General features: G+C 35.9%; 24 protein-coding genes. 8 read left to right on the top strand and 16 right to left on the bottom strand.

Going from position 1 to position 23,485, the window contains the following annotated elements; all coding sequences use genetic code 11:
• Nucleotides 1–180: 180 nt before the first annotated feature.
• Complete coding sequence (locus BMX83_RS02415; RefSeq protein WP_091632844.1) at nt 181–1,089, bottom strand: nuclease-related domain-containing protein; 909 nt, start codon at nt 1,087–1,089, stop codon at nt 181–183.
• Nucleotides 1,090–1,308: 219 nt separating this feature from the next.
• Between BMX83_RS02415 and BMX83_RS02420 the strand changes: the two genes are divergently transcribed.
• Together BMX83_RS02420 and BMX83_RS02425 are read left to right on the top strand one after the other, a co-directional pair.
• Nucleotides 1,309–2,355, top strand: a complete 1,047-nt coding sequence (locus BMX83_RS02420; protein ID WP_218141912.1) for a hypothetical protein — start codon at nt 1,309–1,311, stop codon at nt 2,353–2,355.
• Nucleotides 2,356–2,391: 36 nt separating this feature from the next.
• Nucleotides 2,392–3,102, top strand: a complete 711-nt coding sequence (locus BMX83_RS02425) for a PspA/IM30 family protein (protein WP_091632847.1) — start codon at nt 2,392–2,394, stop codon at nt 3,100–3,102.
• A gap of 124 nt (nt 3,103–3,226) precedes the next feature.
• On the opposite strand, the gene BMX83_RS02430 is transcribed toward BMX83_RS02425, so the two are convergent.
• The 14 genes from BMX83_RS02430 to BMX83_RS02495 all read right to left on the bottom strand — a co-directional run bounded on the left by BMX83_RS02430 (nt 3,227) and on the right by BMX83_RS02495 (nt 16,310).
• Complete coding sequence (locus BMX83_RS02430; protein ID WP_091632849.1) at nt 3,227–3,583, bottom strand: hypothetical protein; 357 nt, start codon at nt 3,581–3,583, stop codon at nt 3,227–3,229.
• A gap of 2 nt (nt 3,584–3,585) precedes the next feature.
• Complete coding sequence (locus tag BMX83_RS10865; protein WP_177170466.1) at nt 3,586–3,750, bottom strand: hypothetical protein; 165 nt, start codon at nt 3,748–3,750, stop codon at nt 3,586–3,588.
• 226 nt (nt 3,751–3,976) lie between these two features.
• Nucleotides 3,977–4,963: a ribose-phosphate diphosphokinase gene (locus BMX83_RS02435; protein WP_091632852.1), complete on the bottom strand. Its 987-nt coding sequence runs from the start codon at nt 4,961–4,963 to the stop codon at nt 3,977–3,979.
• Between the two features lie 74 nt (nt 4,964–5,037).
• Complete coding sequence (locus BMX83_RS02440; RefSeq protein ID WP_091632854.1) at nt 5,038–7,419, bottom strand: phosphoketolase family protein; 2,382 nt, start codon at nt 7,417–7,419, stop codon at nt 5,038–5,040.
• Nucleotides 7,420–7,618: 199 nt separating this feature from the next.
• Complete coding sequence (locus tag BMX83_RS02445) at nt 7,619–7,828, bottom strand: hypothetical protein (RefSeq protein ID WP_091632857.1); 210 nt, start codon at nt 7,826–7,828, stop codon at nt 7,619–7,621.
• A 119-nt stretch (nt 7,829–7,947) separates the two neighbouring features.
• Nucleotides 7,948–8,598: an ATP-binding cassette domain-containing protein gene (locus BMX83_RS02450; RefSeq protein WP_091632859.1), complete on the bottom strand. Its 651-nt coding sequence runs from the start codon at nt 8,596–8,598 to the stop codon at nt 7,948–7,950.
• A gap of 11 nt (nt 8,599–8,609) precedes the next feature.
• Nucleotides 8,610–10,688, bottom strand: coding sequence for a hypothetical protein (locus tag BMX83_RS02455; RefSeq protein ID WP_091632862.1), 2,079 nt, complete (start codon nt 10,686–10,688; stop codon nt 8,610–8,612).
• Between the two features lie 11 nt (nt 10,689–10,699).
• On the bottom strand, nt 10,700–11,269 hold the full coding sequence (locus BMX83_RS02460) for a hypothetical protein (protein ID WP_091632865.1): 570 nt from the start codon (nt 11,267–11,269) through the stop codon (nt 10,700–10,702).
• A gap of 142 nt (nt 11,270–11,411) precedes the next feature.
• A complete protein-coding gene (locus BMX83_RS02465; RefSeq protein WP_091632870.1) occupies nt 11,412–11,693 on the bottom strand; it encodes a DUF3892 domain-containing protein in 282 nt (93 codons plus the stop codon).
• Nucleotides 11,694–11,980: 287 nt separating this feature from the next.
• On the bottom strand, nt 11,981–13,351 hold the full coding sequence (locus BMX83_RS02470; RefSeq protein ID WP_091632872.1) for a sensor histidine kinase: 1,371 nt from the start codon (nt 13,349–13,351) through the stop codon (nt 11,981–11,983).
• Nucleotides 13,348–14,082, bottom strand: coding sequence for a response regulator transcription factor (locus BMX83_RS02475; RefSeq protein WP_091632875.1), 735 nt, complete (start codon nt 14,080–14,082; stop codon nt 13,348–13,350). Before BMX83_RS02475 ends, BMX83_RS02470 begins: the two co-directional genes overlap by 4 nt.
• Nucleotides 14,083–14,369: 287 nt before the next feature.
• The gene (locus BMX83_RS02480; RefSeq protein WP_177170467.1) at nt 14,370–14,600 is read right to left on the bottom strand and encodes a DUF3892 domain-containing protein; all 231 of its coding nucleotides are present in this window, start codon (nt 14,598–14,600) and stop codon (nt 14,370–14,372) included.
• Nucleotides 14,601–15,584: 984 nt separating this feature from the next.
• On the bottom strand, nt 15,585–15,998 hold the full coding sequence (locus BMX83_RS02490; RefSeq protein WP_091632883.1) for a hypothetical protein: 414 nt from the start codon (nt 15,996–15,998) through the stop codon (nt 15,585–15,587).
• 96 nt (nt 15,999–16,094) lie between these two features.
• A complete protein-coding gene (locus tag BMX83_RS02495) occupies nt 16,095–16,310 on the bottom strand; it encodes a hypothetical protein (protein ID WP_091632885.1) in 216 nt (71 codons plus the stop codon).
• 240 nt (nt 16,311–16,550) lie between these two features.
• Here BMX83_RS02495 and BMX83_RS02500 point away from each other — a divergent pair, with 240 nt between their 5' ends.
• From BMX83_RS02500 to BMX83_RS02525, 6 genes are all read left to right on the top strand, one after another.
• Nucleotides 16,551–16,811 carry a transposase gene (locus BMX83_RS02500; protein WP_080145561.1) on the top strand — a complete coding sequence of 87 codons (261 nt, stop codon included), beginning with the start codon at nt 16,551–16,553 and terminating at the stop codon, nt 16,809–16,811.
• Nucleotides 16,812–16,843: 32 nt separating this feature from the next.
• Nucleotides 16,844–17,695, top strand: coding sequence for an IS3 family transposase (locus BMX83_RS02505; protein ID WP_281242028.1), 852 nt, complete (start codon nt 16,844–16,846; stop codon nt 17,693–17,695).
• 392 nt (nt 17,696–18,087) lie between these two features.
• On the top strand, nt 18,088–19,179 hold the full coding sequence (locus BMX83_RS02510; RefSeq protein WP_091632891.1) for a PfkB family carbohydrate kinase: 1,092 nt from the start codon (nt 18,088–18,090) through the stop codon (nt 19,177–19,179).
• Nucleotides 19,180–19,565: 386 nt separating this feature from the next.
• Nucleotides 19,566–20,498, top strand: a complete 933-nt coding sequence (locus BMX83_RS02515; protein ID WP_091632894.1) for a carbohydrate kinase family protein — start codon at nt 19,566–19,568, stop codon at nt 20,496–20,498.
• A 52-nt stretch (nt 20,499–20,550) separates the two neighbouring features.
• Nucleotides 20,551–21,249, top strand: a complete 699-nt coding sequence (locus BMX83_RS02520) for a phosphoribosylanthranilate isomerase (RefSeq protein ID WP_177170468.1) — start codon at nt 20,551–20,553, stop codon at nt 21,247–21,249.
• Between the two features lie 13 nt (nt 21,250–21,262).
• Nucleotides 21,263–22,414 (top strand): iron-containing alcohol dehydrogenase, encoded by a 1,152-nt coding sequence (locus BMX83_RS02525; RefSeq protein WP_091632896.1) that lies wholly within the window; start codon nt 21,263–21,265, stop codon nt 22,412–22,414.
• Nucleotides 22,415–22,636: 222 nt separating this feature from the next.
• Here the strand turns inward: BMX83_RS02525 and BMX83_RS02530 are convergent, their stop codons facing one another.
• Nucleotides 22,637–23,485 carry an ABC transporter permease gene (locus BMX83_RS02530; RefSeq protein ID WP_091632899.1) on the bottom strand — a complete coding sequence of 283 codons (849 nt, stop codon included), beginning with the start codon at nt 23,483–23,485 and terminating at the stop codon, nt 22,637–22,639.

The raw sequence follows: 23,485 nt of genomic DNA on the forward strand, positions 1-23,485 counted from the left end.
CACGCATCCACACATTGCGTGACCTTCGCAACACCTTTCTTCTCCTGGAGGGCACGCATTCACACATTGCGTGACCTTCGCGACGTCGCTCTTCTTCTGGAGGGCACGCATTCACACGTTGTGTGCCCTTCGCGACTCTTTTCTTCTCCTGGAGGGCACGCAATACCTTAAATATTTTTTTCATTCATAATAACTAGCTTTACTCTGCCCTTTTAACTCATAATTTTTTGATAAAACGATTCGTATGCTCTTTTTAGAAAAGGCTTTTCCGCACCAGTCATAAATAGTTCCTGTTTTTAACTTTTTATCTGAGAAAAGTAAGCGAAAGTCTTCAATCTGATCAAGAATAACTTTATGCGATACGATGTCAGTATTGCAGTCTCTACATTTCCAAATTCTTCCGTGACTATGCTCTAACTCTGACATACACACCTTACAAAAATTTCTTTTTTTCAAATCCTCTAAGTTATAATCAGGTAGACTCGTATAATTAACATCAGCAATATGAAGGTGTTTCAACATATCAGCAAATCTATGATGACTTTGGTTTAAGCTTTTCTGAATATTATTTAGCTTCATTAAATGATGCGATAACATTGTCGGAAATATAAAATATTCAGCAATTGGTGCCTGAAAAAGTGTGAAGCGATTATTTATAAATACAATATGAGCGCTCAAAGGAAAACTAACCTTCTGTTCTTGCATTAATTGTCGGAAAAGATTCGTCGTTCGATTCAATTGATGTACTGGATTAGAAATCTCCTTATTTGTCGTAAGTATTTTAAGTTTCTCCTCAGTATAAACAAACTGTCCCTCGTAATTTTTCACTTCGTATATCGTGACGCCCTTACTGGTTATGACTAACGTATCAATTTGACACGTTTGTCCGTTCACTCTCAACATTAAATCATTTAAAACAAGACAGTCACATTTTAACGTTCTAATTAACGCATCAAACTGACATTCTCCTTTGTAACCTTTCATTCGGTACTCAATACTGTTCGTCTGAGGATTTAATAATTTGCTACGTTTATCTAGTGCAAATAGTTTTTTCAGTTGTGTCGATAATTCTCGCTCTTTAATAATCATTTGAACACCCTCCACTATTTTTATATTCTAATTACTATATTGTCTATTCCTTTAAAAATTGACTTTTTTGCTTCAAAAACATTTATTTCTTTAAAAAAATCGGTGAAAAGCGATATTCTATGTTTTTAATTATATGTAAGCTATAATATTATTAAGTACAATATTTTGACAAAATAACTAGATTAACCTAATCACTAGATTTTTAAGGAGATGATACATATGGGTAGAGGAGGCGGCCGTGGTGGCGGTTTTGGCGGCGGTGGTTCCCGTGGCGGCGGTTTCGGTGGTCAACGAGGCGGTGGTGGTCGTATGGGCGGCGGCTTTAACTCTGGTCGTGGAGGCGGAAACAACAGCGGTGGCTTATTCGGCGGTGGTAGTAATCATCGCTCTGGTAATAACAGACGGCCGCGAATGGGTCCAGTATTCTTCGGCGGCAGTTTTGGTCGAAGACGCTACTCTCCTGGCGGCGGGGGCAGAGGCGGATGTGGCGGTATTTTCACAGCTGTCATCTTTATGTTCATCATTTTCAGTCTCTTCACAAACTTCGATAATTTTTTAGGTAATGACAAATCATCTAACGTCACATCTTCAACAGTGGAACGTGAACCTTTGCCAGCTGGTTCAGTGGATGAATCGGACTACTATACTGATGAACTAAATTGGATAGGTAATCACACGCAAATGGTCGATGGTTTGCAGTACTTTTATAATGAGACAGGCGTTCAACCACATGTCTATATAACTGATGATATCAGCATCGAAGGTGAACCGACTGTAGAAGGAAAACCGACTTCCGAAGAAATGGAAGCCTTCGCCAAAAATAAATACGACGAACGCTTTACAGATGAAGCGCATCTTCTACTCGTTTTTTATGAACCCATACCTGACAGTTATGCAATGCATTATGTCACAGGTTCACAAGCACGTTCAGTTATCGATACAGAAGCTGGCGACATCCTACTCGATTATCTTGATAGAAACTATTCGAATACAAGTTTTAGTGATGAGGAATATTTCAGCCAATCATTTAAAGATGCAGCTGACCGAATCATGGAAGTAACGACATCACCGTGGATTCCGGTATTTATAATTTTGGGAAGCTTAGCTATACTCTTCCTTGTTTATAAATGGTGGAAGTCGCGACAATTAAGTAAAAAACGAGAAGCTGAACGAACAGAAGAAATGCTCAACCGTCCTATTGAAACATTTGGAACAAGTGAAGCCGATGAACTGGCCAAGAAATATGATGATGATCATACTAATTAATTGAAATTAAAAACAAAATTTTTAGGAGGAAACAATATGGCAATTTTAGACCGCTTTACAGATATTATCAGTGCAAATGTTAATGCAATCATTGATCGCATGGAAAATCCAGAAAAGATGATTGATCAATACTTAAGAGATATGATAGAAGACTTGGCAGAAGTGAAGAAAAATACGGCAAGCGTCATGGCGGAAGAAACACGTGCAAAACGTTTAGTCGATGAGAACGAAGCAGAATCTAAAAAATATGAGCGCTATGCACAGAAAGCTTTACAAGCTGGAAATGATGCGGACGCACGCGTTTTCCTTTCAAAAAAACAAGAGCTCGAAGATACTGGTACTGGCCTTGCAAATGCTTATGCCAAAGCACACGAAAATGCATCTAAAATGCGCAAAATGCATGATAAACTAGCTTCAGATATAAACAAATTGAAAAATCGTCGTTCAATGATTAAAACGCAGATGTCAGTTGCTGATACACAAGAAAAATTGAATAAAGTGGATTCCTCTCTAGGTAAATCTAAAGGAGCCATGAGCAACTTTGAACGTATGGAAGAAAAGGCGTCTCGTCGTTTGGATGAAGCAGATGCGATGGCAGAACTTAATGAACAACCAAAGGATTCAGCTCAAAAACTTGAAGAAAAATATGCTGAAGAAACTGGATCTGCAGCAGTTGAAGAGGAACTAGAGCGTATGAAACAGCAAATGGGGCTTTCCTCATCTAAGAAAACGACCGAAACAGAATAATTAATAACCTTCACTCAAACTTAAAGCACCGTAGACTAAGTCATACACTTAGCCTACGGTGCTTATTTATATATTTACCTTCAATAAGGTATTAAAAAGGAACATTGATTACATTTCACTTTGATTATTTTGAATTATTTAAACTAAATTTTTCGGGATTTTTTAAATAATAGACAGCATACCAGAGATAGAAAGGGAAGGCATATTTTCCGAATACAAACCATCTTCTAGCCGAAAAATCTTTATTCTCATAGCCAGCTATTTCCCATGCTGATCCAGTAAATAAAATATTTAGCACCAAATATGCTATTAGAAGAACTCTAATTACCATATTTATCTCTAATCCATAAACAAATACTGAAAACATAGAAATCAAAAAGACAGTAAACAACCAGAAAACACCTGTAAGTATTTTACTAAAAGTATTCTCTGGAGGTTCAATACTTTGCCAAATTATAAATTTAGTAAGCTTTTTTTGCAATGTTAAACCTTCTCCCTAGAGTTTACTTCTTTTCTGAATTGTTCCGGATCCATTAACGCATACTCTCCAGATTCGTCAATTTTACTCATTTCATTAAAATACAATTTAAACTCATCTGCTTGTAGAATACTCTTACTATTATTCACTGCACCCACGAGTTTTTGCATCATTTTTTACTTATATTAGGAACATCATTGTTTAATATACCCAATCGATTCAAATTGAACTGATCAAAAAACTTAATATACAGAAATTTATCTGTTTCAAATTAAGTTTCAACTTGATGAGTATGATAAATATAGAATCGTTTATAGACATATATAGGTTCTAAATCTTCTGCAGACTAAGGAATCATTTTATAAAAATTTTTACTTAATTAAAGGCTACATTGATTTATCTCATCAATTTTTTTACATAACTTTTTTCAAACAATGGTTTTATAGATTGGTAACTTGAGATACGATTGATTGCATCACCTAGAATAGGTGCTACACTCAATAATTTAATTAATTCTGTATTGTTTTCTTCAGACAAATTAATTGTATTGGTAACAATAACTTCTTTCACGTCAGACTTCATCAGGCGTTCCATCGCATTATCCGAAAGAACCGCGTGTGTGATACAGACGTATACATCCTTGGCTCCTGCTTTTTTTAGTGATTGAGTTGCTTTTGTTACCGTTCTGGCAGTATCCATGATGTCATCAAAAAGCACACAATCTTTCCCTTCAACTTCTCCAACAAGGTCGTAAGTATTGGGTTTCGTTGTTTCGTATAAGCGTTTGTCAATAATTGCTAAGGGTGAATCTAGTTGTTCAGCTATTTCACGTGCGCGCTTCACTCCATCATGATCTGGTGAAACAACGACTATATTTTCTCCATCCAAGCCTTTTTGTGCAAAGTGATTTGCTAAGAGTGCTGTTGCAGATAAATGGTCCACAGGAATATCAAAAAAGCCTTGAATTTGAGGGGCGTGCAGATCAACGGTTATCAAGCGATCGATTCCTGCATGTTCCAGCATATTCGCTACAACTTTTGCTGTTATCGCTTCACGCGGTCTTGGCTTACGGTCCTGGCGTGCGTAGCCGTAATAAGGCATGACAACATTTATCGAGCCGGCACTTGCTCGTATCAGCGCATCGATCATAATAAGCAACTCCATCAAGTGGTCATTACTCGGATCATTAGTTGACTGAATTAAGTAAACATCGTCTCCTCTGATACTTTCTTCGATATTTACGGATATTTCTCCATCAGAAAATTTATCAATGTTAGCCTTACTTAATTCGACCCCTACCTCTTGGGCAATTTCTGCCGCCAGCTTGGGGTTGGAATTCATTGCAAAAATTTTAACACCTGTTTTGTTTATGTGCTTAGCCATAGCTGCCTCCAATTGGTGACCTGTACTTCTATTATTATTTTAATCGTATACACAATACAGAAAAAATGCAAGCGCTATTTTATCTGTTTTAAAGGCTGCCATTTCCAGTTTTTGACCTCTGGTATGTCGTCGCCGTACTCTCTAATATATTGACGATGTTTCTCAAGCAGTCTATCCATTTTCTCTTTTACATCCCTTGCCTCGTCACCGTATACAGCACCTGCCGCCTCTTTGACTAGATGGAAACGGTCGATTTCATTCACCACTCGCATATCAAAAGGTGTAGTCACCGTACCATTTTCTTTGTAGCCATGTGGAATCAAGTTCCGGTTTTCTCGGTCAAAGAACAAATTCTTCAGCAGTCCTTCATAACCATGAAAGGCAAAGAGAACTGGCTTGTCTGTTGTAAACAATTCATTGAAGGCCTCGTCACTTAGTCCGCGCTTGTCATTTTCAGGACTGTTCAATTTGAGCAGGTCCACTACATTGATAAAGCGTATCTTCAAGTCAGGATATTCCTGATTCAGGATCGATATCGCTGCCAGTGACTCAAGATTCGGTTCTGTTCCAGCGGCAGCGATCACAATGTCCGGATCAAGGTTCTGATCAGTACTCGACCAATCAATGACCATTAAGCCTTCTTCTACTAAAGTCTCAGCTTCCAAAGCTGTATAAAACTGTGGACGCGGATGCTTACTGGACACGATCAAATTGATTTTTTGCTTAGACTTCAATACTTTGTTCATCACCGCCATTAATGTATTGGCATCAGCCGGGAAGTATTCTCTGATATAATCAAGTTTTTTGTCTGCCAGATGCGTACTGATACCCGGATCCTGGTGCGTATAGCCATTGTGGTCCTGCTGGAAAACCGTTGACGAAGCAATCACATTGAGCGATGGATATTTGCTGCGCCAGTCCAGTTCATCTGCCTTACGCAACCACTTGAAATGTTGAGTGAGCATGGAGTCGGCGATTCGAAGAAACCCTTCATAACTCACAAAGAAGCCATGCCGTCCAGTTAACGTATATCCTTCCATCCACCCTTCTGCCTGATGTTCAGAAAGCTGGGAGTCAATGACTCGTCCGCTTCTAGACTGTGCTTCATCTTCGGGCTCCTCAATATCTTCCATCCACTGACGGTTCGTCGTTTCCAGCACCGCATTCAAGCGATTCGACTTCAGTTCATCCGTACTAATGATACGAAAGTTGTCAGGATTTGTTTCAACGATATCTCGAGCAAACTTTCCAAACTCGAACATATCTTTTCCTTTTTTTGCTCCAGGCGTTTCGATATCCAATGTATACTGGCGCCAGTCCGGCAGTTTCAGTTCTTTTCTGTCTTTACCGCCATTTGTGATCGGGTTTAATGCCATCCGTTTCATGCCTTTAGGGGCAATACCTCTGATGTCTTCTTTCAGCCGACCCTGATCATCAAATAACTCATCGGGCCGGTATGACTTCATCCACTTTACCAGTGCTTGACTGTGTGTCATTTTCTCCTGCTCAACCGGAATCGGCACCTGGTGCGAACGGAATGTGCCTTCGACTGGTTCATCATCCCACACCTCAGGCCCCGTCCAGCCTTTAGGACTTCTTAAAATTACTACAGGCCACTTAGGCATTCCTAAAGTCTGTGCAGATTTTTTGCGTGCATGTTTTTGGATATTCTGGATCGTTTCGATGGCTTCATCCATCACTTCCGCCATCTCAGGATGCATGTTATTGGGATTTTCTCCTTCAATAAATAATGGATCCCATCCCATACCGTCAAAGTAATGACGCAGCTCTTCATTTGATTTTCGAGCTAAAATCGTTGGGTTGGCAATTTTGTAATCATTTAAATGCAGGATAGGTAAAACCGCCCCATCTGTGTAAGGATTAATGAAAACATTTGAGAACCAGGATGCTGCTAAAGGACCTGTTTCTGCTTCGCCGTCACCGACCACGACGGCCGCAATCGTGTCGGGCGTATCAAGCACTGCGCCTGTCGCATGAGACAAAGAGTAACCTAATTCGCCCCCTTCATGAATCGATCCCGGAACTGAAGGCTCTGCGTGCGAACCAATGCCTCCAGGGAAAGAAAACTGCTTGAAGAGCTTTTGCATTCCTTCTTCATCTTCTGTAATATCCGGATAAATTTCAGTATAACTGCCGTCTAAATAAGCATTGGAAACCATAACCTGCCCGCCATGGCCCGGCCCTTCAATATAGAACATATCTAAATCATATTTATTTATCACACGGTTTAAATGCGCATAAATAAAGTTTTGTCCAGGAACCGTCCCCCAGTGTCCGATCGGATTTACTTTGACGTCTTCCTCTTTAAGTGGACGTTTGAGCAAGGGGTTGTCTTTCAAATAAATCTGTCCAACAGACAAGTAATTGGCCGCGCGCCACCAGGCATCCACTTTTTGTAAATAATCAGCTGATGAATACTCTTTTTCCTTCGTCATATCCGTCATTCCTTTCCTATTTCTCGTGTTATGTTTTAATTTCCTTCACAACTAAACTTTAGCATAAGCAGGTGGCTGTCTCCACAAATAGCTATCGTTGAAATTTATCAGTGGATAGTTTTGATATCAGACTCGAATAGATCCCAATATTGTAAAAACGCTCTGATCAAAAGTGACCAGAACGTTTTTAGTATATGAGTTAATAAGAAATCATCACCGCAAAAACAAGTATTATTAAAGTAATAATTCCAATCATCCATGCAGATACTTTTTTCAAATGTTCATTCTCGAATGTTTTGTTCAACAAGAAAAAGAACGCAACAACCAAAATAGTTTCTTTAAAGAATACAGAAATAATACTATGTAACACATTAAATAAAAAGTATAAACTCATTGAATCTTGAACCACAACTTTCCCTCCCTCGTATTATGATATTTTATCTCCATGAATTAAATAAACGTAAATTAGAAGAACGATGACGATAAGGTACAAGCTTTTCTTCTCTATTATTTGGGGGAAACTATACGTTACTTCTCTTTGACAGTTAAGTGTACATGTTTGTCGAACTTGGAAATAATCGATCGATCGTGTGTGACTACGACAATCGTTTTTCCTTCTTTATTTAAATCGAAAAGTATTTCAATAATTTTATTCGCGTTTTCGTCATCCAGATTTCCTGTGGGTTCATCAGCAAATATGATGCTGCAGGGTTTTACGATTATTCTCGCTAAAGCAACTCTTTGTTGTTCTCCTCCAGACAATGAGTATACTTTTCTGTTCTCAAGTCCAGTGAGTCCAACTCGTTTGATTGCATCGTAGATATACTCTTTTTTATTTCTAGTAGTTATTGAATCATTATATTTTGCACCAATCAGAACATTTTCATAGACTGTTTTGTTCTCAATTAGTGCGTAATTTTGGAAAATATAGCCAATCTCTTCTCTAATTATTTTGTTTACTTTTTTGCTATTGATCTTCTCTATTTGGTTGTCATTCCAAGTGATCGTCCCTTTATCTGTTTCTTCAATTAGACTTAAAATGTTTAAGAGTGTAGATTTACCTGAACCCGAATCTCCTGTAATGACAATGCTGTCTTTTCCATTGATTTCAATATTTAAATCTTGAAATAGAGTCTTATCCCCAAATTTTTTCATTATATTCCTCGCTTCTACTTTCATTCTAAACCTCCTCATATTTTGTTGATTCTGGCTCTTTTTATTTTACGGATATATACGATTATCATTATAACCGACAAGACAAATAAATAGGGTAGTAAACTTAAGTTTGTGTTATTTTTTGTCAATAATGAGTACAGTATAAAGATAATATTCACTATAAAAACTTTTCCAATATAGTCTTTGGAAATTGCTAGAGTCTTATATCCCATACTTTTGAGGATTTTCATTTCTCTATTTTTCTCTAAGCTGTGAAAATTTGTGAATGATACGAAAACCGCCAACAAACTGATTAAGCGAGGCAACACTTGGATTCCAGCATCCCTTAAAGAAAGAATTAATCCTTCTGTATAGAGGTCCTCTCTAGCATTTACTTTATTAAATTCAACCTCATCTTCTAGATTTTCAGTAGCAAGGTACTGATTTACTTCTTCCATATTCCTATCATCAATATAGAACCCGCCGTCAGAGAGATTTTTCATAAACAGACTTTCATTTTTAGTGTATAAGAAGATAGGTGCTTTTTTGTTTTTATAGTCTTCTATTGTGTCATTTTCAATATTTAAATAATCACTACTATCAAAAAGATAAATAACCGCATCTTCTGTATTGTTTAAAAAATCTTCTTTTTTCCAGTCATAACTTTCGAAAGTTTGTACATCCATCAGAACATTGAGATGACTGCTATCCTCTATCTCTATTCTTTCACTATTGATCAAGAAATTCGACTCTTCAAAATACTTTTCATTAATTCTATATGCTGAATAAAGATTATCTTCATATTCTTCAAAATCTATACTCTGCGGAGTGATTACGGTTGGATCAAAATAATAAATTGCATCCATTTGATCTAAATCATCATATAAATCCATTTGTTTTTGATTATTTTTATTTTGTTCATTATTTAATTGAGCGAACTGATCAAATTCCCATCGCCTAGAATCATCATTGAATCTAATTTCTTGAACATGTTCTATATTTTTAGCATTTATTTTTATTTGAGTATAGACTCTCACAGTTTCAATTAATTCGTTCATAGGCTTTTGTATCATTGGTAGAATTACAAGTGTTGATAGAATTATCAATCCATAAGTGATCGTTGTAAGAGAGGCATTAATGTTTTTATTTTTTATGAAATCACTCAGTCGATATCTACTTATCACGAGAGTTGACAAGATGATTAGACCAATAAAAATTAGAACCAATATAAATCCGACAACGATATTAACAAAATTAAACGCAACAATTCTTAAGTTAAGTGTTCTAAATATAAGCGCACTTAAAACTATTGGAATGAGTAATGCTGCGAGTGCGCTATACACTAAATCAGCCTTGAATATGTACGACAGAATATTTGTCATTTTAAATCCATTTAGTTTTAATACCGCAATGTCCTTTATCCTATAAGATATGGTAAAAAGAATGAACAAAACAAAAAGAATAAACGCAATGACAGAGATAAATATAATACTCTTTTCTAGCTCTTCATCCCTATCATAAAAAGTATGAGATAGAGTGTTTACGTTTATATTCACATCTGAAAACTTATCTCGAATAACACTTTCTGCTAGGACTCGGTCTTTTGCACTGAAATAAACGTTCAAATCATATTTGAGTGTATCTAAATTATCTTCTAAATAGTGAAAAGGAATCACTTCATAAGTTAATCCCTTATAAAAAGTGAACAAATCGATTTTATTTTTATCTTTTTCAGAATCATTACTGATATATTGTTCCCCATTATAAAAATCTTTTTCCAATTTAATAGTGTTTGGTAACATGTCTAAAATGAAAGGATTCTTACCTGCCACATAGTTTTTCATCCCTTTTATCTGTCCATCTTCTTCAATATAGTTAGTAACTGTTACAGCTAGTTCATTCTCGTTGACCATTTCATCGACACGTTCAATCACTTTCAGCTTTTCATCCTCTTGCAGAGGATCTAAAAAGCTAATTGATAGATTTTTATATTGGTCATTAAAACCAAATCCATTATAAACATTATAGTGATCATTTTCTGAGAATATATTTAATACAACAAAAAACAGGAGGCTAAATATTGCAAGGAGTATTATTCCAAAAACTTTTTTCATAAAATTTCCTCCTAATTTATCGAGTCTACAAATCTTATATATCTATTAGCGACTTCTCCCCATTCTTCCTCTGTTAAATCAAACTGATCTACATTGTTGCCGTTCGTGTTTTCCTTAGTAACATTAACAAGTGAATCATTTTTAATGTTGTATTCTAAATGAACAAAAACATCTTCGGTTAACTCTTCTTCCTTAACAACGGAACCTTCAGTCAATATCAGAGCAAGTTCCAGTTTTTCTTCGACTGTATTGAACATATAATTCATATAGTAAGGTTCAGGGAAATTCTCCGTACTAACAGGTAATTGATTTCCTTCAGCCACTTTTGTATTGCCTATTTCATCTGATTCCATTCGACCTTTTTCCAGGAGCTTTTTCGAAAAAAAGAAGTCTCTATATATGTTTGATTCGATATTACTGTTCTTATTAAAATTAACGCTTTCATTTCCTTCTTCATTACTATCTAACTCAATAACTGTATCCTCAGTTTGACTAGTCTCTTCTCCTTCACTCGATTGTTCTGAACTACTGCATGCTGTTAATGAAAGTACAGCAACACACAAAAGTGTTTTTAAAATCATCTATCTCATCCTCCATTATTTATATTTATAATATTAATTGCTATTCTTTATACTATCGATTTTGTTATGTAAAGGTTACCATATTATGTGATAAAGTGTCATAAAATTATAGACAGCTTTTTTAACTTGACTTTCATTTTAATTATCTTAGTCGAGGTAATGATAAAAGGGGATCTGTCTTCTTTGGACAATTTGCTGTTCGTACATATGTTTCTCCTGTAGAACTTGTTGCTGCTTCAAGCATAAACGTTTCGTCATCCTGTACCATCACGGTTTTTGGATTATATTTAAGCAGGGCATGCACGGTTTCTTTTAGGTGAAGCGTCTTAACATTATTTCCTTCAAGACAAATCGACTCGATATCTTGACAACACAAAGAATCTTCGCATCCTGAACACATTTTTATTTTTGTAGCGTAAAGCAACACTGATCACCCCTATTCTTTTTTTCTTCATCTATCGGTTTCAAAAACTCTACTATATAAAACTTAGCATACTATTAGAACATACTATGATAATTGTCATATTTGAAAATTAAAAATATGCCTAAAGTAACAAGTAATGAAAGTGTGATTCTCTTTTTCAAGATCTCTATTCCTCTCTTTCGTAAAGCTTATCAGACAACATTTAATCTCTTCTTTTCTCTATCTTAAGTTCTCCTTAAGTTTTGCATACAAAAAGAGATAGTACTGAAAATACTATCTCCAAATATTTATAATTTTATTTTGATTTGTGTTCCTTTACCTAATTTACTTATAACCTCTATTTCGCCACAATGAGCTTCAATTACTTCTTTTGCAATCGACATACCTAAACCAGAACCTTTGTAATCTTTTGTATTCGTTCCCCTGTAAAAACGATTAAAGAGATTGTCTAGTTCTTCGTCTGACATACCTCGACCGTCATCTTTAATGTCAATCAAGATATCTCTGTTTGCTTCTGATATGCTAATTTCTAATTTTGTATCACTATCGTTATGAATTAAAGCATTATAAATTAAATTTTCAATAGCACGTCTCATCAAGTCTTTTTCGCAATTAAAGGTTAAATTTTTATCGTCTGAATGGAAGTCAACGTTTCTATCTGAATAACTTGGATGGTTTAATATATCGATAATCATTTCTTTTATAAAAACTGTAAGATTTACTGCTTCTTTATCCAAATGAATACCATTATGCATAAGCTTCTCATTTAAACGTAACTCTTCAATCATATCTTCCATATATACTGATTTCGTCAGGATTATTTCTGAATATTTTTTTATCTCCTCTGGCGAAAGGTCATATTCTGTGTCGGATAAAATCTCTGAATAACCTTTAATTGTTGATAAAGGCGTTTTTAAATCATGGGAAATATTTGAAATCCATTTTTCTCTTTGTTTTTTCGTCTTTTCCCGCTCTGTTTCACTAGTTTTTAATCGTGCAGCTAAATGATTCAAACTCGCAAAGACCTTTTTATATAATCCGTTTTCTTTATAATTTATTTTATAATCTCCAGCAGACAACCTTTCTACCCCACCGATAACTTCCGCAACCGGACTTGCTATTCTTTGTGAAAAGATAAAGCCCATGAGAGAAAATACTATTACTGCAAGAATAAACATAATAAATAAAAACTTTTGAATCATTTCTTGATCCATTTCAAATATATAGCGATTCCAATTTCCTTTTGGCATTGCTACTACATACTCGATGTTATCCACTGTTTTTCCAACATCAAAAAAATAATTCTCTTCATAACCAGAAAACAAGTAATTAAGTATAAGCTCAGTGGGTGCATAATGTTTCGCAGCATTGTCTGGTTCATTAAATCCTTGAGTAACATACCCCTCTGTATTTAGAATTTGTATCCAGCCATTCTCTTCTAGTAAAGCTGCTTTCCCGTCTTCTGAAATGATGACTTCTCCGTTATCTGTCGATTCGATCTCGTCCACAAAATTATAAGTAAAAACAGCTGGTATTGCTGTATCGTTATTATCGACTTCATTTTCTACATAAGTTAGAATCATAAACGCAGAACCCAGTAAAATAATAACAGATACAGCAATCATTAAAATATATCTAAAAGTCAATTTTGTTCTCATGATTTTCCACCGGGAACAAATTTGTAGCCCAATCCTCTTTGAGTCAAAAGGTATTCTGGCATTGACGGTTCGTTCTCAATTTTTTGTCTTAAATGGTGTATATGAACCATAAGCGCATTCAAATGTCCTTCGTAGCCTTTGCCCCATACCCTATCCAAGATAAGCTCTTTACTCAGAATCTGTTTAGGATGCTTAACTAAAAATAAAAGTAGTTGATATTCTTTTGCAGTCAAATTAATTAATTGATTGTTCTTTGTGACTTCCGCTTTAATTTCATCAATTTCTATATCTCCAAATTTGATTAATTTTACCTCACTGGTTTTATTTTGCTTAATCTGGTCAACTCTTCGAAACTGTGCTTTTATTCGATAAGCAACTTCTTTGGGACTGAATGGCTTTGTAACGTAGTCGTCGCCTCCCACACTCAAGCCTAATAATTTATCGATATCATCAGATTTTGCTGAAAGAAATATAATTGGAGAATAAGTAAATTCTCTCAATTGCTTACAAACTTCATACCCATCCATATCTGGCAACATAATATCAAGTACAATAATATCTGGCTCAATTGATTTCCCTACTTTAATAGCTGTAACTCCATTAGTGGCTTTATGTATATTTTTAAATCCTTCTTTAATTAAAACTGTCTCTAATAAGATAAGGATGTCTTCCTCATCGTCGACCAGTAAAATTCTTTTTTTTGACATTTCTGAGGAATTTAGATTCAACATAGTTTTCACCTCTCATTTTAACGTAATTTCATCCTATCATTTTTTCATGCTAACGTTTCCTATACTTTTGTAAAAAAATATTCTATCTAATTCAATACTATAAGATTGACATACTAAATTCCAATACAATTTTTTTAGTCATTTGTTTATTAGCAATTATTATACATAAAAACTCCCTTTTAAAAGGGAGTTTTCATTAGGGATTTTATCACATTCGAGGTTCCCTTTACTTTATTTTTAGTTTGATTGATATTAAGAGAGCATGGTTATCACTGTGATTTTAAACTTCATAGTCGAGGTAAAGACAAAAGGGGATCGGTTTTCTTTGGACAATTTGCTGTTCGAACATATTGTTCTCCTGAAGGACTTGTGGCCCCTTCAAGTATAAACATTTCTTCATACTCCACTATCACAGTTTTGGGGTTATATTTAAGTAAAGCATGCACAGTTTCTTTTAAATGAAGAGTTTTACCATCGGTTCCTTCGAGACAAATCGACTCGATATCTTGGCAGCACAAAGAGTATGCGCATCCTGAACACATTTTTATTTTCGTAGCATAAAGCAACACTGATCACCCTTACTCTTTTTTTCGTCATCTATTGGTTTCAATAACTCTACTACATTTAGGTTAGCATACTATAGAACTATATTAAGATAATTGTCATATTTGAAAATTATATTATTAGCATTCTATTTTACGTTAGTGTAAAACTTACTCCAGCTTCTTATCAGAGTGAGTTTAGTTTAAAACAAATTATTTTGTAAGGATTCTTTACTTATATGATTCCATTAAGGAGTTACAATTCAAATAAAATGTGATTATTTTTTGTGACCTGACGATTAGAAATTAAGAAAATAAGTAGGAATACGAAACACGATATAGAAGCAGTATTACCTGTAACAATTTCAGTTTGGAGGATTCTCGTGTAGAACAATATATTGACAATAAATGACGTTACAAAAACTATGAGCGCAATTATCGATAAATATAAATTAAACACAAATTTTTTAGAGTGTAGGACACCTTTTTTCTTTATAAGTGATAAATATTTTATTCTCTTTGTTAGAAAGATCAAAAGTGTACCGAAAAGAATTAGTATGATGAAATATGATAACAGTATTTTCATTTTATTTTCCTCCTTTTGAAGTTATTGTACCAAATATTTCCTTATATGTTCTATAATAGTTATATCTGGTATTACACTGATATTGAAATATGTGTCAATTTTAGGATAGAACTTAGCTAACGACAAAGCTATAAATTAAAACACTAAAGAGTTATCGTTATGAAATTATACATCGATCCAACATAATTTAATTATGAAAAAAGGCCACTGATTAACTATAATATCAGTGGCTTCTCCCATTTATCTATTGTTCTCTCTATAATGACTAGTAGTAGTTTTTTGTATCACTATCTAATATTTCTTTATCTCTTGAAATTCAAATGACGGAAAACTTTATCTCTCACTTCTGCTTAGACCATTTTATTATTCACATTCTAAGGTGCAAAACCATAGAAAGTCAGCATGAATAAGGAATACCCCAGAACAATTGCTCCTAACATTACAACAGCAGTTCCAAATGTAATTGAATACTTTAAACTATTCAAATAAATATCTGCATTCATGACGACTTTACTAAACATTAGTATCATTAACGCACCGAGAGGCACAAACATTGAAAAATATGATGCCGCTAGCCCATCGTAGTAGAACGCTATTCCTTGATTGGCTATAGAATAGTCCGAGTATAGAGAAAAGCCTACAACAAGTGCCACGAATAGAAGGCTGACTGCTACGGAGTATATCCGAACTTTCTTCTTATATTTGACAGGTAATCTGAGACTGAAAGCAATCAAAATATAAAGTATAGCAACAACTAGCGAACTAATAATTTTTGATGATTCAAACACGTTCATCCCCCTCATATAGAGTCATTGAAATTTTTTTAAAAATTTCCAATGTATATCTAAAACCAGAAAATATCCGTTTACTATTCCCACCATTCGTTACGAGTTCAATCGAAATACCAAGGTTGAATACATGACGTATAGTACTATCAAAACGATCATTATTCCCGCAATTATACTTACCACACTAGTCGTTTTACTTTTTATTCTGATTTTATGTCCTGCTATAATAAGTGCTATCCCCCCAATTAGAAAAATGGATTCGAATAAAAGATAAGGCCAATTTAATTCAAGTGACCGCTCTAAAAATGTCAAATAATCACTCCTTTTATTTTTAGTATACATTAATTTCGAGCTCATTGCTCACTTATTAACATTACATACGCATCAATTCACTATAATTAATAGAGTGAAATACCACATATTCACCGTTACTTTTACACGAACTGCCTTTCATAAGAATTTATCGTTTATTAATACTCTACTTCTGATGTTAGTATAAAATCCTGGACACGTTTTGATAGAATATAAACTATCGAAAAGGAGTGTCTATCGATGTCAAACCGAAGAACCTATGATGTCGACTATAAGAAAACGCTAGTCAGTTTGTACGAAAATGGTCATTCAGTAAAGAATTTAAGTGAGGAACATGGCATAGCAGAACAAACCATTTATCGGTGGATCAAAAAATATTCCACGGATGAAAAAACCGGGTATTCTGAAGCAGATATCGAAAAAATCAAAGCAGAGAATGCCCGTCTTAAGACAGACAATGATATCCTAAAAAAGGTCTTAGCCATGTTCACTCAAAAATAGACCGCGATGACTTTATTTTCGAACTCGACGCAATCAAAGACGACATCAATTTAAAGCGAACACTGGAATTGTTTGAGATCCCACGATCAAGTTTTTATGAACGTATTAATCGCGAGGAATCGCATAGAGAGCGTGAAAATCGGCGTATCCTTGAAAAAATTGAACGCATATGGGAATCAAGTGGGCGTGTGTATGGTGCCCCGAAAATTCACGCACTTTTGGTTACTCACGAAAACGAAGACTGCAGTCTCAAACGTGTCCAAAAACTGATGCATAAACAAGGTATTCGTTCCATTACACAAAAGAAATGGCGGCCACACAGGTCCGCTGATCCTGTGCCAGACGATCGAGTAAACTTGTTAAATCAAGATTTTTCTACCACCGGATTGAACCAAGTATGGGTAACGGATATCACCTATATCTGGACAGGCAAAGATGAATGGAGTTATCTATCTACGATTATTGATTTATATTCACGGAAAGCCATTTGGTCATTTAGCCGACAGATGACTGTGGATCTGGTCTTAGATACTTTAACAAAGGCAACCCAACGATACGGTGCGGCCGAAGGCCTCATTCTCCATTCTGATCTTGGTTCGCAGTACACAAGTGAAGCGTATGAATCTGCGCTGGAAAAACAAGGGATTCGTCATAGTTTCAGTCGGAAAGGGAGTCCTCACGATAATGCCGTAATCGAACCCTTTCATTCTATCGTAAAAAAGGAAGAAGTTTACCAAAAGAATTATCCTGATTTCGATACGTCTTATAGAGAATTATTTCAATACATTGAAGCCTTCTACAATCGGAAGAGAATCCACTCGGCACTTGGGAACCGAACGCCCCTAGCCATTGAGCAAGCATACTTAGATCAAGCAGTCATTTAAGTTAGACGGAATCATAGGACGGTTAAATAGAAAAACTTTAGCTTTCCTCATGGTTTCGGTAAATGTTCTAAAAAGCGTCAGCGGTTAGAACGTTTACCGAAACCTTGAGGCCTCAAAACGGGTCCATATTTCATTAAGAAATTCTCTTAAATCGTGTCCAAGATATTGACGTAATACCATTCAGTTTATTTACATTCTATCAGAGGTATCTTAAACGTGTTATGATAGATAAAAGTTGCTTGCCCCCACTTTTATTCACTGAGTAATGCTCATTATATATATAATTGATCTTTAACATTTTATATCTTGTAGAATGACTATGAAGAGGATGTTAGAAAAGAGTAAACAACTTAAACTTTGTAAACTGAACTCTAGAAAACGAGGTAGACACTATGACAAATCGGGAATTAGAAATTTTAAATATTTTAAAAGAAGATCCAATGATCTCACAGGACGAACTGGCGGCTATGCTAGGCATATCTCGTTCTGGGGTAGCGACACATATTCATAATTTAATGAAAAAGGGGTACATTAAAGGCAAAGGCTATGTTTTGAGTGAAAGAAATTTTGTCACTGTCGTTGGAGGAATCAACATAGACATTATAGGTATTCCTGATGGTGAATTGATCGACAACAACTCAAATCCAGGTAAAATCCATTTCACTATTGGTGGTGCTGCAAGAAACATTGCTTTGTCTTTGAAACAATTAAATATTCCCAGTTACTTGATTTCTGTGTATGGCGATGACATGAATGGGGAAAAGTTTGTAAATGACAGCAATAAAAAAGAGTTAGACATTCAGTATTGTGAGAGAATTAATGGTCAACGGACGTCCTCTTTCCTTTATATCGATGATATCAGTAGAACTAAAACAATGGGCATTGACGATATGGGTATCTTTGATAACATGACTCCTGATTTTATGGCTAACTATTTAAAATTAATCAACCAGTCGGAGTATTGTATAGCTGATACTAATTTGCCTGCTGAAAGTCTTGAGTACCTCTATAAAAATGTCACAGCCCCTATACTAATTAAAACGACATCCATTAATAAAAATGCTCGATTAATAAGTCCATATCAAAACATACACACGTTGATCACCACATCCGTAGAGTTAAAAGAATTGTTAGCGTCTTACGGTGAGCCTTATACGGATTTAGAGCAAGCCGCCCGATTTATATTAAGTAAAAATGTCACTAATCTTATAGTTTTTTCCATAAAAGAAGGCCTCTTCTTTATGAATACGTCTGGCAAAATTCGTTTAAATACGATTCCATGCACGGTTATTAATACTAGCGGAACGAGTGCTGTATTTTTAAGTACGGTCGTGTGGGGACTCCATAATAATTTGGATTGGGATCAGATCCTCAAGTTTTCTTATAGTGCCGCTATCCTTTCGGTTAAGAGTAGAGAACCAGTCAGTCCGTTATTGTCGGCTACAGAATTAATGGCAGAGGAAAAGAGGCTTTTCAAGAAGTAAATGTACACCCTCCTTTCTTTGTACGACCAATCAAGTAATGAGCAACAAAACGTATTCTTTATAAATAGTCACAAAAACATTAATGCTTAGGCTATCTTTTTATCGCTTTATCGATTATTTTTATAAGGCAGTATCAGTCACTAGAAATTAGGACATATCCTGATTTCTAGTTTTTTTCCTTTCAGTGACTCATTTCATTCTGATCATACGTGTTTAAGTCCAAACTGTACCAGTAAGTAATCACTTGTTTAAAAAATACTTTTTACGAGCTGGTTTATGTTTGGATAATCAATCTATATAAACATATGTTTAGTTTACAGATTATAGTTGATTAAACCATTATCAATCGATATAATAGATGTATCAAACCTAAGGGGCTGGTTTAATTGTCAGAGGATTACGTGGTTGTCGTGGGTGGGTTAAACATAGACATCGCAGGTTTATCTGGACCTCTATATAGAGAAAAAGATTCGAATATCGGAGAGGTTTCACTTGATGTTGGCGGAGTGGGACAGAATATTTCTCATAATTTGACTAAATTAGAAGTGCCGACACATTTGATAAGTGTTTACGGTGACGATCATTTTGGAGAAATCGCAAAAGATAAATGTAAACAAAACGGCATAAAACTCAACTATTCAAAGCAGATCAAAGATTCACATCATTCTATTTACCTTTATGTCAACGATAACGAAGGTGATCTCGTTACAGCTATAAACGACATGGAAATTATCGAGAACATCACACCCAAATTTCTTGAAAAACGATTAGACTTCATGAATAAAGCTAAAATAGTTGTGATCGACTGCAATATTCCACAGACATCGATTGAATGGCTCGCTGATCATCTGACAGTTCCTATTTTTATTGACCCTGTTTCCGTCGCAAAGGTTTCTCGGATAGAAAATATTTTAGATAAAATCGACACGTTAAAGCCTAATGAGCATGAAACAGAACTGCTGACTGGAATCAAAGTGTTCAATGAAGATTCCGCGCGTGATGCGGCTAAAGCCCTTAATAAGATGGGTGTTAAAAATGTTTTTATATCATTAGGCTCTAAAGGTATTTTGTGTTCCAGAAACCAGGAAGTTCACATCGTTCGTCCTTATGCGAAAACCATTATCAGCACCAATGGTACAGGTGACTGTACGATGGCAACGATCGTATGGGCACGATTTAGTTACGGCGATGCCTTGCCTCTAGAAGAAATTGGCGCGCTCACCCAGGCGGCTGCAAGTATCACTCTCGAATCACGATCGGCAGTATCCCCTGATTTAAGTATTAGAAACGTTGTGCATAGAGCCCAGGAAAATATCTAAGTTAAAAAAGTATTAAACTATAAACAAAAACTAATATTGAGGAGACATACAAATGGTGAAAACACAGATTTATTCTATTGTAAATTATAACGAAGCAGTGCAGGTCATGGATGCAGGCGCAGATCACATCGGCCTTGTACCTATGCAAACAGGGGGCATTCCAGCTCACCGTGTTCCTTATGACGTTATCGATAAAATCTACGCAGAAGCAAAGCGTCGCGGCGTCAAAACCATTTCCATCATGCTGAACAAAGATGTTGAAGAAATGTTCTTTATTATTAAACGATTGAACCCTGATATCGTTCATATTGCCGGCATGGATTATACGGCAGATCAAGCTTTTGCAGACCGTTTGCACAAAGAGTGCCCAGGTACTGAACTTATGCAGGCTGTCCTCGTCGATGGTCCTGGTGCTTTAGAAAGAGCCAAAGAATATGCAAAATATTGTGATTATCTTTTAACTGATACGGGACTAGCAGTGGACACAGGGATTGGCGCCAGCGGTAAAACGCATGATTGGAATATTGACCGTGAAATTGTAGAAACAGTCAGCATACCCGTCATTATAGCTGGAGGTCTTGGCCCGGATAACGTCGAAGAATGTATTGAAAAAATCAGACCGTATGGTGTTGATTCTCTTTCAAAAACATCTACGAAATTTAGGGACGGCGTTATCGAGAAAGATATCCCGAAAGTAAAAGAGTTTTGTGAAAAAGCTCATGCGATGTCTGAAAAATTGAATTTAAGTTAAAGGAGCGAAAACTGTGGATTTTAAACTAGAACAGAATGTTAAAGTAACCGTTACTCACGATATCAGTAACCACTTAGTCGATCTATTACAGCTTACGAACTACAAAAAGCCTATGATCGTTGTCGATAGCTTCTTGCTGGGTTCATCTATTATCCAAAACTTTTTAAAGAATATGAATGAGAAAGGCTTCTCTTATTACATTTACGATAAAATTGTGCCTGATCCTCCCATCGAATTAATTGATGAAGGAGCAGAATTGTTTGCACAAAACAACTGTGACGCCATCATCGCTATTGGCGGAGGCAGTGTCATTGATGCGGCAAGAGGAATTAATATCGTTCGTTTATTTGGCGGAAACATCAAAGATTATGTATACGACAAGGACGTCCCTTCGCTTTGCCCAGGCCTGATTTCAGTCCCAACGACTTCAGGAACAGGTAGTGAATTATCTAATGCTTTAGTTGTGACCGATACAAAATCACAAGAAAAACTAGCTATATTAGCAGATAATGCTGTCAGTGAATATGCTGTACTGGATCCTCGTTTGGTGACGACGGTTCCTAAGAACATGACGATTATAACCGGACTGGATGTCTTCTCTCACGCAGCAGAAGCTTATACATCCAAGCTCTCCAGCCCTGTTGTCGATGCTATTTGTGAGAAAATTATGTTCCTTGTTGTTAAATATTTACCAGCTGCTGTTAATCATCCAGAAAATCTGGAAGCAAGAGAACGTATGATGGTCGCTGCTGCCTTAGGTGGCTGGGTCCTTAACAATGGCGGGACACATCTGGGGCATTCACTGGCACACGTAGTGGGAGCTAAGATGGGGATTCCCCATGGCATGGCAGCTGCTTATGCTTTACCCGCTACGCTTTCATTGACTGCTGAAGTAGATCCCAAAAAGATAAGAGAAATTGGAAATATCTTGAATGTCACTTTTCCAAAAAATGCAACACGTACTGACATTGGCGACCTCACGGCTGAAGGATATAAAAACTTTCGAGATGAGATACTGGGTCTGCCTGCTTTCGAACAACAAGAGATTACACGTGAACAGCTGCTGGCTCTGAAAGAGAATGTTCTGAATGAACGCTTCGCAGCTAATAGTCCTTTTGACGTGACACCCAAAGCTGTATCTTTTACATTAAACCAATTTGGTTGAGTAAATAGTAGTCTCACCTTGAAAATGTAAAACTTATGATAAAAAGCAAGACCCCCCCACCATTAGACTATACGTCCAAAAAGTGGGAGTGTCTTGCTTTTTAATAAGTTCTCTCCAGTTGTTTCTTTTTTTGTTTTATTATCTTTTTGATATGTTATCTATTCCAACGGCTATGAGAAGGACGAGTCCTTTTACTACAGCCTGGAAGTAATTTCCTACACCTTACAAAACCATTCCATTTGATAATACAGCGATTATGAGTAAACCGATAACAACCCCCTGGAGTCTGCCTTCTCCTCCGTTTACACTGATACCACCTAAAACAACAGCTGTAACAACGTCAAATTCTAAGCCTTCTCCAAGATTTGGAAGAGCACTATTCACCCTTGAGAGCATAACGACTGCTGCCAACGCCGACAATAGACCGGAAGTCATATACGCAATGTATTTTACCTTTTTAACATCTACACCAGATAAAACTGAAGCTTTTTCGTTAGCGCCTATGCCGTAAAGATACCTCCCATATCTTGTATTAGTTAATATAAAGAATCCAAAGGCATAGACAGCCACAAGAATAAGTATCGGAACAGGGATTCCTAGTAGGTAACCTTGACCTATAAAAGAAAAATTATCAGGAAATCCAAAAATCCCTTTCCCTTCTGTTATCATATAGGTAAGACCACTGAATATAGTCATTGTTCCAAGAGTAGATATAAGGGGGGATATCTTTATTTCATTCACCAAGAAACCATTAAAAATGCCAAGCATCATTCCTACAAGGAGCGTTATAATAATAGCCAGAACCATGTTGACTCCTGAAACCATAAGTTTAGCTAACACAACGGCACAAAGTCCTAACATTGACCCGACAGAGAGGTCAATTCCCCCTGTTAATATGATCATTGTCATACTCACAGTAATTATACCTACTACCGCTACTTGACGTAAGACGGTTGTCAAATTAGCTAGTGTAAAAAAGTAGGGACTACTAAATGACAAAATAATAAATAAACCAATCAAAAATATCAATATGCCATATGTGAAAATTCCAGTTCTTTTAATTTTATTCAT

Origin of the sequence: Alkalibacterium gilvum (assembly GCF_900109085.1) — a bacterium.
In the GTDB taxonomy this organism is placed as follows: Bacteria; Bacillota; Bacilli; order Lactobacillales; family Carnobacteriaceae_A; genus Alkalibacterium; species Alkalibacterium gilvum.